Source organism: Psychrilyobacter sp. (assembly GCF_049671765.1).
In the GTDB taxonomy this organism is placed as follows: Bacteria; Fusobacteriota; Fusobacteriia; order Fusobacteriales; family Fusobacteriaceae; genus Psychrilyobacter.
This window is the reverse complement of sequence record NZ_JBATVM010000107.1, coordinates 20240-32478: the sequence shown is the minus strand read 5'-3', so window position 1 is coordinate 32478 and position 12239 is coordinate 20240. Positions and strand designations below refer to the sequence as shown.

General features: G+C 29.4%; 7 protein-coding genes. 3 read left to right on the top strand and 4 right to left on the bottom strand.

Annotation, left to right across the window (positions count from 1 at the left end; translation table 11 throughout):
- From WBG30_RS05380 to WBG30_RS05370, 3 genes are all read left to right on the top strand, one after another.
- Nucleotides 1-974 (top strand): tetratricopeptide repeat protein (locus WBG30_RS05380; protein WP_424503622.1); only part of this gene is annotated, 974 nt, incomplete at its 5' end.
- 2 nt (nucleotides 975-976) lie between these two features.
- The gene (locus WBG30_RS05375) at nucleotides 977-3643 is read left to right on the top strand and encodes a hypothetical protein (RefSeq protein ID WP_424503621.1); all 2667 of its coding nucleotides are present in this window, start codon (nucleotides 977-979) and stop codon (nucleotides 3641-3643) included.
- A 213-nt stretch (nucleotides 3644-3856) separates the two neighbouring features.
- Nucleotides 3857-5224, top strand: a complete 1368-nt coding sequence (locus WBG30_RS05370; protein WP_424503620.1) for an ATP-binding protein — start codon at nucleotides 3857-3859, stop codon at nucleotides 5222-5224.
- Between the two features lie 173 nt (nucleotides 5225-5397).
- On the opposite strand, the gene recQ is transcribed toward WBG30_RS05370, so the two are convergent.
- The 4 genes from recQ to WBG30_RS05350 all read right to left on the bottom strand — a co-directional run bounded on the left by recQ (nucleotide 5398) and on the right by WBG30_RS05350 (nucleotide 12187).
- A complete protein-coding gene (gene recQ, locus WBG30_RS05365; protein ID WP_424503619.1) occupies nucleotides 5398-7323 on the bottom strand; it encodes a DNA helicase RecQ in 1926 nt (641 codons plus the stop codon).
- Nucleotides 7324-7409: 86 nt separating this feature from the next.
- Entirely contained in the window at nucleotides 7410-8303 is an 894-nt protein-coding gene (locus tag WBG30_RS05360) for a mechanosensitive ion channel family protein (RefSeq protein WP_424503618.1), read from the bottom strand.
- Entirely contained in the window at nucleotides 8303-10207 is a 1905-nt protein-coding gene (locus WBG30_RS05355; RefSeq protein WP_424503617.1) for an SUMF1/EgtB/PvdO family nonheme iron enzyme, read from the bottom strand. Before WBG30_RS05355 ends, WBG30_RS05360 begins: the two co-directional genes overlap by 1 nt.
- 12 nt (nucleotides 10208-10219) lie before the next feature.
- On the bottom strand, nucleotides 10220-12187 hold the full coding sequence (locus tag WBG30_RS05350; RefSeq protein ID WP_424503616.1) for a UvrD-helicase domain-containing protein: 1968 nt from the start codon (nucleotides 12185-12187) through the stop codon (nucleotides 10220-10222).
- Nucleotides 12188-12239 lie beyond the last annotated feature (52 nt).

Below are 12239 nucleotides of genomic sequence, written 5' to 3'. Positions count from 1 at the left end.
ATGTATTTGAAAATGAATATTTAAATTATTGGGATTATTTAAAAGATTTAGAGTTTGATAAAAGTGTAAAATCAAAGACTGCTATTGGAAAAAATATTGATAAAATAATCGTAAATTTATTAAAGAAATCAGTGAAAAAGAACATAGAAAATATAAAAGAAATAGTAAATGTTTTAGAGAAATTTAAATCTAATATAATAGAAGAAAAATATGAAGGAGTAGAAAAGAGAGATTTAAATCTAGAATTACAATCAGAAATAGCAAGGGTCTCGAAAAAAGAAATTTTTATTAAAACTATAGAAGGAAAGAAACGCATGGAATCAAAAATAAAGGATTATTTAGAAGGGGGGGAATCAAAAATAACTTTAGATTCATATGGGGAAAGATTTGATAGAAACATTAATGATAGTGAATATTTCTATCAAGTAGGATCAATAAAAAAAGAATTAAAATATTATCGTGAAGCAGAAAAAGATTATGATGAAGCCATAAAATTAGATTCAAATAATGCAGAATATTATAATAATAGAGGAATTACAAAACGTTGTTTAAAAAACTACAAAGAAGCAATACTAGATTACGATAAAGCATTAGAGCTTAATCCAAAGAATCCTATTTATTATAACAATAGAGGATATTCTAAAAATTCTTTAAAAGACCATGAAGGAGCGATATTAGATTACGATAAGGCATTAGAATTAGATCCAAAGGATCATGTTTATTATAACAATAGAGGGAGTTCGAAAAGATCTCTAGAAGACTATGAAGGAGCGATACTAGATTATAATAAAGCAATAGAACTAAACCCAAAAGATTCAGTTTACTATAATAATAGAGGGTTTGCAAAATATTGTCTAGGAAACTATAAAGAAGCAGTATTAGATTACGATGAAGCATTAGAATTGAATCCAAATTATGAAGTAGCTAAAGAAAATAGAGCAAACTGTATAAAAAAAATGAATGAAGCTGAATAACCATGGACAACATTCGCCACTCCATTGAAATAATATTCAAGAAAAAAAATCCTGAAACCATAATACAAAAATATTTTGGTTTAAAAGAAGCGAAAGATTTTGATAGAGATTTATTTTCCTCAACTTATTCCCATGAACGACCTCACCTTTACAACAAGGATGAGATCTCCAATGTTTCTGATCTTTTGGAATCAAAATGGAAAAAATTAGAGTATGTTAAAAAAGATAATGTCTTTAACGTACTGGTTAATTTTACAAATGAGATATTGACCGAGGAAAAGGGGAATCCTATCTGTAAATTTGAGAAACTCCTAAAATGGAGGGAGTTATCTTATGAGCTTGGAGAGGATATTTTAACGACTTCATATTTTGCCTACAAAGACTATGTGCATAACTACGACAGAACTATCTTTGCATGGAAACCCATAGTCGGTACAGATAACAATAAATTAAAGGAACTATTGAGTAAAGGCACAGCAGAAAATCATTTTCACCTAAAGGGATCATCCCCCCACTTTCAACTGACGTGGATATCCCTTATGAATCAAGTTTTAAATAGGGGAGAAGAATTTTCAAAATTAGAAAAAGATTTGATGTTAGAACCTGACACAAAATATTCCTTTAAAGAAGATCTACTGTCTACTAGAACTTTGGTAAAAAAAGCAGCCTATATAAGATATATGATGTTTTCGCTGATAAATGAAATTAAATTAGAAGATAAAGAGAAAAAACCTAAAGTAAATATAGATTTACTCTTGTCTAAAAATGACAGTGAACTTAATTTTTATCTCTCTGATCTGCAACAAGAAATAAACTATCTAAAATATGAATTTGGAAAGGAATATAGTGGAGAGATCCCAGACTATGCTATTCCAAAATCTATCAGTGACAATAACTATAACTATAAAGACCGTGAATATAATGGAAATATTCTTTTATATGGTGAAAGACATCTGATTTATAGTTTTTTAAAAAAGATATATTCAGGGGACAAATTAATATGGAAATATAAAGATCTATTTCATGCTTATCTTATTATAAAAGAGAAGATGAGAAATGAGATAATCCAAGTCAATGACAGAGTAGGGTTTTCTAATTTTTCAGAATATCAGAATAGAAAAGGACATTTTCTTTCGGGGATATATAAAGAAGCTGTGATAAATACAGCTATTAACTCATCTAAATACGATCAAAGTATAGTTTCGTTAGAAGCTAGGATAGGACCAGAAAATAGTATGGAGGAATTACGAAAATCTATAAAAGATATGGATAAAAGTATCGCTTCGGAGAAGTTTTTGGATACCAATCGAGATATAAATTTAGAATTAGAAGAGAAGATATCAGGGAAGAAAGATAAAGAAAATAAACACTTCTATGTAATTCATTTTATAAAAAATGGTGAAACTTACCGAGATGCAGAAAAAAATAAAAAAAATAGTTATGGTGACTATGTGAGACCTCTCAACTGTGAGGAAAGAAAGAATGTCGAGGTACAGTCAAAAGCCATAGTTGCACTACGAAAAACAAGTTCCAAGGCTAGGAATCGAATATATGGAATCGATACGGCCAATTTTGAGATAGGATGTCGTCCAGAAGTTTTTTCCCAAGGATTTAGATATCTTAGACAGAGCCACATAAAAAATAAGTTTGAAAATTTTGGAGTTGCTGAAAACTTTAATTTAGGAATAACTAATCATGCAGGAGAAGATTTCTTGGATATCGTAGATGGACTGAGAGCCATAGATGAGACCATGAGATTTCTCAACTATGAACAAGGGGATAGGCTAGGACATGCATTGGCTCTTGGAATAGATCCAAAAGAATATTATAAGTGTAAGAATCTAAGTTTAATTAAAAATAAACAAGTTCATTTGGATGATATAGTATGGATATTGGCTAAGGTTAGAGAATATGATTTGGATGTATCTCAGAGAATATTATCTCATCTAGAAAATGATTTCTACAGACTCTTTCATGAGATATTTGACGTAGCATTAAAGAATGGGAAAGACAAAGAGATAAATGGTAACCACTATGATTATTATTCTGCATGGAAACTTCGAGGAGATAATCCAGTTTTTTATATGGAAGGGAAGTATGAAAATAAAGGAGTTTTGTCGTTTTGGGAAAAATGTGGAATAGATGATACTAGAAAAGATGAATTAACAAATATTAGGGGAAATAAAACCTGTTGTGAGATCTATAAAAACTATCATTATAATCCAGTGGTAAGGTTAAAAGGTTTGGAAAGTGAGGTAGTAAAGATCAGTAGTGAATATATAGACTTAGTGGAAAAACTTCAAAAAGGTCTCCAAAAAGAGGTAGCAAAAAAGAATATATCGATAGAAACTAACCCGACTTCTAATTATGTCATAGGGACTTTCAAAAGATATTCAGAGCATCCTATTAAAAAATTCTTCAACCTTGGATTAACAGCTGATTACAAGGAAATAAAAGACTGTCCACAGATATCAGTTTCTATAAATACCGATGATCAAGGGGTATTTCCTACATATTTAGAAAATGAATATGCACTGATGGCACTGGCATTAGAAAAGGAAAAAGACGAGGATGGAAATACTAAGTATCAACCTATGATGGTCTATGACTGGTTAGATAAAATAAGGCAGATGGGACTAGAGCAATCGTTTATGAGGAGAAAAAAATAGAAATCATTAAAAACTTTTAAACTCTAAAAATATTCAGTGAGTATTAGTAAAAAAATGAATTGCTATAGTATATAAAAAAGAGAGTGACTTATAAGTAGATCTTCTACTAGAGTCACTCTCTTTTTATTCTTGCTTAGAGTTTTTATAATAATTTTCATTATAATAATTTGAATTATAATAATATATATTATATAATTGATTGAGGTGTTTAATATGAAATTTATAAACAGAAAAAATGAGATGAAGACATTAGAAAAAGAATTTGATAGAGAATCAAGTTTTACAGTGATCTATGGGAGAAGAAGAACAGGAAAAACAACACTGATTAAAGAATTTATAAAAACTAAAGAATCATTTTACTTTTTTGCCGATAAGCAAAATGAAATTATACAGATAGAAAGATTTAAAAAACAACTAGCAATTTATTTTAATGATGACCTGTTAGATAAGATAGAGATAAAGGATTGGGATACATTATTTAACTATTTCATTTCAAAGTTACCTAAGGATGAAAAATTTGTACTGGTAATAGATGAATTTCAATATCTCTGTATGGTAAATAAAAACTTCTCGTCTATATTTCAGAGAATATATGATGAAAAATTAAAGGACAGCAATATAATGCTGATATTATGTGGATCATTGATATCTATGATGTATTCAGAGGTGTTAGCTTATGATAGTCCTCTATATGGGAGGAGAACTGCCCAAATAAGACTAAAACCTATTAAATTTGATTATTATAATGAATTTTTTACAGATAAATCCCACAAGGAATTAATTGAATTTTATTCAGTTACCGGAGGGATACCAAAATATATTCAGGAATTTAATAAAAATAGATCTCCTATATGGAATATAGAAAATAATATCTTTGATAATAATAATTTTCTTTATTCAGAACCTAAATTTTTACTCCAAGAAGAGATAAATGATCTTTCTAGGTACTTTTCTATAATTCAGTCTATAGCCAATGGAGATACAAAAATGGCGGCCATAGCAACTAAATTGGGCCTTAATTCTAGTAGTCTGAGTCCATATTTATCAAAATTGATAGATCTAGATATATTAGAAAGGGAAGTGCCAGTAACTGAAAATATAGATAACAGCAAGAAAAGTCTTTATTATATAAAAGACAATTATTTAGCGTTTTGGTTTAACTATGTATATCCTTATCAGAGTTATTTGGAGATAGAAAATCTAAAATATCCTTTAGAAAAGATCTCTTTAACCTTTGATCTATGGGTTTCTAAAGCATATGAAAGATTGTGCCTAGAAAGTCTTATCAGCCACGAAGAGATAGATTTTCCTATAAGCAAAGTGGGAAGATGGTGGAGTAAGAAGGAAGAGATAGATGTGGTAGGATTAGGAGAGAAAGAAATTATTTTTGGGGAATGTAAATGGTCTAAAAAACATGTTGGATTAAGTGTACTATTTGCACTGAAGGAAAAAGCAAAAAAAGTTAAATGGGAAAATAATGACAGGGAAGAATATTTTATATTGTTTTCTAAATCTGGATTTAGCCCTGATCTAATAAAATTAGCAGAGGAAGATTCTAGGGTTATACTGAGTAAGTTTTAGAAAGTATTAGTAAAAAAATGAATTGCTATATTATGTAAAAAAGAGAGTGACTTGTAAGTAGATCTTCTACTAGAGTCACTCTCTTTTTATTCTCGCTTATATTTTTTATAATAATCTAAATTAAAGTTTACTCCTAATCTAATAAAATCAGTAAATAAGAAATAAAGACATGATTAAAAGAAAATTTCGCTTATAGCTTGAGCTAACTCCTCCACATCCACATCTAAATTTAGACTTTCTTTCAGATATTTCACCTTTTCTATTTCAACTAAATACTTTTTATCTGCTTTTGGAGTTTCTTGAGAGTCGTTATTTTTCAAACTTTCGATTCCCACCTCTGTGATGAGGACATCTAAAAAATGTTGACCATAGTTTTCAAATTTCTGATTTCCTATCCCTTTAATTTTTAGCATTTCCCACCTGTTAGTAGGTTTTTTATCTGCTAGTTCCATAAGAGTTACATCAGATAGGAGAACATATGGAGCTATGCCTTCTTTTTCTGCAATCTCACGTCGTACTTCGTTTAACCTTTCAAATATAGGATTTTCATAATAATCAAAAGATACAACTTCATTTTTCTTTCGAAGTACCTTAATATTTCCATTTAAAACATCAAATGATTTTTCATTTAATTTAAGTACTGGATAAGATCCTGCTGTTTGGTCTATATATCCCTCAGAGATAAGGTAGTTGATAAACTCCTCCAATAGATTTTTATCATAGTCTTTAAAAATTCCAAAAGTTGAGATCTTATCTAGACCTTTTCTTGTGATTTTGTCACTTATCTCACCTAATAGTAGGCGAATAACCATCCTGACACCGATATTTTCTTTGGATCTGCCAATACAAGAAAGAACTTTTTGTGCATCTACAGTATTATTTTCAACATCTTTTAGACCAGTACAATTACTGCAATTTCCACAGTAATTTTTAATCCTTCTGTCCCCAAAATATTTTAGTGAATATTCTCGTAAACAAGATTTTATCTCAGTATAGGCTACCATTTTGTCTAGTTTTTTTAGTTTTTCCCTTTTTAATTCTGGAGAGAGATCTCGATTTACATCTATAAAAAATTCTTGTGTGCCAATATCTTCTGGATAAAACATCAAAATACACTCTGCCTGTCCCCCATCACGACCACCACGGCCAGCTTCTTGGTAGTAACTTTCGATATCTTTAGGAATATTACGGTGGATAACAAATCTTACGTTGGATTTGTCAATCCCCATACCAAAGGCATTGGTTGCAATCATAACTCTAATATCTCCAGTTATAAATTTGTCTTGGAATTTTTTACGCTCATCATCGGTCAGTCCTGCATGATATTTTCCCACACTAAAATGTTTTATTCTCAAATAGGCATATAGATTATCTACTTCTTTTCGTGTAGAAGCATATATAATACCAGGAGCTTTTCTGTGAGTATCCAAATAATCTACTAAAAATGATTCTGGATCTTCATTTTTTACAACTTTAAAAAATAGATTCTTCCTGTCAAAACCTCCTACAAATACTTTTGGATTACTCATCTCCAAGAGGTCTATTATATCTTGTTTTACTTTTGGAGTAGCAGTAGCTGTAAACGCAGTTATCTGTATATTTTGATCTAATTTCTCAATAAATTTAGGAATTTCTAGGTAAGATTTCCTGAAATCATGTCCCCATTGTGAGATACAGTGAGCCTCATCTACAGCAACCATTCCTATCTGTAGACTGGTGAATAAATTTACAAATTTTGCATTGAGGAGTCTTTCAGGTGCTATATAAAGAAGTTTTAATTTATTTTGTCGTAATTTTCTAATTACATCTATATATTCTTCCTTTGAAAGGGAACTATTTATAAAAGCAGAAGGGATATTAGATATCTTAAGGGCATCTACCTGATCTTTCATAAGAGAGATCAAGGGAGAGATGACTATGGTAAGTTTAGGTGAGAGTAATGCTGGTATCTGATAACAGATAGACTTTCCACTACCAGTTGGGATTATTCCTAATAAATTTCTTCCATCTAAAATAGAGGAGATGATCTCCTCTTGATTAGTTCTAAATTTTTTATATCCAAAATATTGGAACAATACTTTCTCAGCTTTTTTTAACATAATCTACCTCTTTTATTGTAACTTTATATTTTTTAAACCTAATCTGAAGTACAACTCTTTTTTCTTTGTCGCAGACTAAAATCTGACTATTTTTTTTCTTCTTTTAATTTATTAATTGTTATTTCTTTCTCTGTTTTATGCATGTGGACATCCATTTGTGGGAATGGAATACTTATACCACTTTCATCAAATTTAAGTTTTGCTGATTCCATGATATCGTAGTAGACACTCCAATAATCTGAAGATTTACACCAAACTCTAAAGGTAATATTTACTGAACTGTCACCTAATTCCCTCAATCTAATAGTTTTATCTATCTTTTGTAAAATTTGTGGATGAGCTTCGGCTAGATCTGTCAATATTTTTATAGCTTTTTTAAAATCGTCGTTATAAGATATTCCAAATAATAGATCTACCCTTCTCGTTTTGTTTTTTGTATAGTTTATTATCTGATGAGAGGTTGCCAAACCATTTGGAACTAAGATTCTTTTGTTATCAATGGTATTTAGTGTTGTTGCAAAAACATTTATCTCATGGACACTTCCACTTTGACCATCAATCTCTATAAAATCACCTATTTCATAGGCTTTAAATATTATTAAGATAACTCCTCCAGCAAAATTGGCTAAAGTATCTTTCAAGGCTAAACCAATACCTAAACCTGCTCCTCCTAAAAGTCCTACAAAAGCAGTCTGTTTTACACCTATTATTAGAAGTGCAATCATAATTGCTATAAAATTCAACGTCAATCTTAGCATTGATCTTGAAAAAGTATGGAGTGATTTATTGGAATCTTTTCTATCAAATTTTTCATATTTTTTCATCAGAATATTTATGATCTTTCTAAAAATTAAAAATACTAAAACTGCAGCAATTGCTCGTAGAGAAAACAAGATTATGGTTTCAGTAAGCTCGGCAAATCTATCGGTATTAGTAAGTAATTCATATATTTTTTTAAAAAATGTATTTGTTTTAGTCATTATTTTATCTCCTTAATTGTTCTTGCAACTCTAAATCCATAATAGATATCTTTTGTATTAGGGGAAAGTTCATCTCTAAAAGTAAGCTGAGTATCACTCATGATACTGTTAAATGAACCGCCTCGGAGGATTTTTAATGGTCCATTTTTAGGACCTACACTGTTTATCCTCTCTATTCCTGAATAAACACTACTATTGTCATTTATCCATTCCCAAATATTCCCACTCATATCATAAAGCCCTAATTCATTTGGTGTTTTTGTTGCCACTTCATGGGTTTTCCCTTTGGAATTATTAGAATACCAGCTTACATCTCCTACATTGTTTGATCCACTAAATAAGGTGGGTATAGATTTTACTCCTCCCTTTCCTGCAAATTCCCATTCAATTTCAGTAGGAAGCCTATATCCTGCGACCTTAGTTATATCTCTAGTTTTATTCCCATTAAAATCAATGAGATTTCCGTTTTTATCATAGGCTGGTGGCAAATTTTCTTTTATGGATAACCAATTTAAAAATCCTATAGTATCATTCCAAGTTATATTAATAACCGGTCTAGTCTTACGTCCCCATCCATTATCATCTACAAGAGGGAGTTTCATATCTCTAGTGTATTGGTCGTAGATATCAAATGTTATTGGTGTTTTTCCAATAAAGTAATCATACTCAATAAAAGCTTTCTGTGGAGGAGATGAAAAGTTCCATAGTTTGTGGGTTTCGTCTCCTAATATAAAGGATCCTCTCTCTACTCTAACTGTATTTATATCTTTTTTAGGAGTAGTTTCAAATTCAAAGATAAAATCATCTTTGAATTTATTTTCATCTATTCCTGTGATAGATTTTTTTAGTCTTACCATGTATTTAGAATTTAATTTCAATGGTTGTGATGGAATAAAATTAATAGTTTTAGAGGCTTTATCATAGGATAGTGCACCTAAGATAGCTTTTCCATCCAATAAAACTTCTAAACTATCCTTATAATTTTTAGCCTCTATATTTAGAGTAACTTCTATATCAGTGTTTAAATTTATTGTTTCCATTACTGGGTAGTATGAAACTACACTGAATTTTTTAGGTGATTTAGAGTTATAGGTAATATAGTTGGAGTGCTGACCATTATAGATTGCTCTAACCTTATAGTTTCCTTCAACTTTTGCAGTTAATATTTTGGATTTAGATATTTCTTTCCCTTGAGGATCTACTAAGATAAAATCATTTATATCTTGAGTTATTTCATTTTGGTTCTTACCATCTAAGGTAAAGTTTATTTTATCTACTCCATTTGCAAGGATATTAAGTTTATCTGCCTTTAAATTTAAAGTATTAATTTTTTCATATGCAGTTATTTTTATTATCTCGCTTTCAAATTTCCCAGATTTAGCGATAACTGTATATTCACCCATGTTTTTGGTTTTAAAAAGATTTCTTTTAAGATTTTTACCGTTTACATAGATAGTAATATTGTCGTTCCACTTATCTCCTTTGTTATCTGTAGCTTTTATAATTATTTCATCGATTCCATCAGCTAAAACTCTTGTTTTAGATAAATGTATTTTTAATTTTTTACTTTCTTTTTCAAATTTCACATTAGTTTTAGCTTTTAGATTTCCATAAATTAAAGTTATTTCAATATTTTTACTTTCACTAGATCTCAGGATAAATTTATTACTTTCAATTCCATTTATCAAGAGAGTTATATCCTTTTTGTCTATATTTCGAAGGGGGACCCCATTATCATCATCTATTCTATAGGTAATCTTTATATTATCTTCTCCATCAGCTAAAGCTGCGGTTTTATTTATAAATAGTTTCAGAGATGTGGCTTCAAAATTCACCTGTCCATATGAAACACCAAATAATACCAATAAAGATAGTATTATCCCAACTTTTCTTATATACTTCATATCTTATCTCCCTTATTTAATTTTTTTTAATCCACTGTAGAGAAGTCCACCTTGTCCGTGGCTTCCACTAGAATATTTAGATCCATATACAAATATATCCCCATGACAAGATTTCATCAATCTTCGAAGTATCCCCATGGTATTTATTTTTTCAATATAAAATTGATCTTCTATAGAAAATCGATTGCCCTTCCACGTTTTGGAAAGGACCCATGAATTTTGTAGGATATTCTTTGTGTCAGGAATAAAGTTTTTATTTCTTATGTCTGTCCAAATTTGATATTTTGAATCTCTACCAGAGTTTATATAGGCATAAGGTGTTGAGATAGAAAGGTATTCTCCATTTAGCCTTTCATCTAACTCTATCAAACTTTCTGATGCTTTGGCACCATCTCGTAAAAACTTTATGAATTCATAGTTGAGATCTTTAATGTTTTCAAAATTGTGGAGAGTTTCAATAAATTTTTTAGATGAATCTATTAACTCCCTGCATCCTTTTATATTTTTAAAAAACTTCTCTTCTCCTGCAATAAGTTCAATATATATAGTTTCAAAAAAATCATACAATTCAATATCTTTTGGAATTTCATTAAATATCCCTCTTATTTTATCATATTTTTCTATATTTTGTTGAGGGATTCGTTTTCTGATCTCACGACTATCTATATCGATCAATCTATATCGATTTTTACTACGGCTTCCTATATAATTAGCCAAAAGTGCACTTCTAATGGAATCGAGTCCTAGAGCAAGATTAAAAAATACCTTAATTTCATCAAAGTTTAAATTTATCTCATTAAATTCATAGAAAAGTATGCTAGATATAACTAAAATATAGGCATAGGGATTATCTAAAATCCTTTCATTTCTTCCTATATTCATATATTTAAACCCTCTTTCTTGACTTATTTTTTCCAAGGCAAATTCTAGTACTAGATCATTTTGTGGAACAATTACTGAAATATCCACTGGAGATACTGCATTATCTAGGAGTTCTAAAACCTTTTTAATAACTTTTTTGTTATTTAAACTTTTATATTTGTTTTCTATATCCAAATGTAGATTTGGTAATCCCTCTATAGGTTCATAGGAATAGATTTTTTCTTCTAATTTATCTAAAAACTCATTAGTTTTTGGATCTCTACTATCTAGCTTTATTTTTTTATATTCTGAATCTATATTTATTATTATTTTTTCTAAATATCCCTTGGAATAACTATGAATACCATAGGGCCCATCTGTATTTAGTGTGATAATAATACCTTTTAGATATTCTTTGATCTTATTTATAAAGTCAACTTCTGCTATAGATCCTATTTCACCGGAATCGACTAAAAGATATTCTATATTATTTTTAAAATTATCTAGATAGAACTCATCTTCTAAAAGAAAATTATTGTATAGGTAGATAGAGGTCCCATAATCGAAACTTCCATTAGCTAAGGTTTTTTCCATATATTTATCGATGATTATATTCATTTGATCATATAATTGATCCCTTGGAACTTCACCAAATGCTTTTAATTTGTCACCAATCTTGGTGTATACAAGGTTATTTAGAGAAGCATCTAAAATATTAGATAAAAATTTCTTTGAAATTTCTTCATTGGAAATATTTAATTCTCCTAAAAAGCCTTGTTTTCTGTAATATTCCACTGTTTTCCCCATGAGACATTGCGAAGCTTCAAATGTCATAAAAGTGGGAGTTATATTTAATTTATGAATTTTTTTACTTTTTCTTAGAACCAATGGCCAAAATTTATTTAATTCATGTTGGACAAATCCAAAATAGGAGTAAATTCTGTTTTCTCCTGAATATTCCAGATTTAAATTGTTTTTAAATTTTATAGCTTCCATCCTATTAGCTATAAGCACTAAAATTTTATTTGAGTCTATATTATTGTTGATCATTTGAATATATTTTTTTTTTAGAAGGGTTGTTTTTCCAGATTTAGTATCTCCCTCTATGATTATTTTCATGGTAACCCCCTTGGAACTTTAATTTAATAATTTTTAAATTAAATTTTAAATA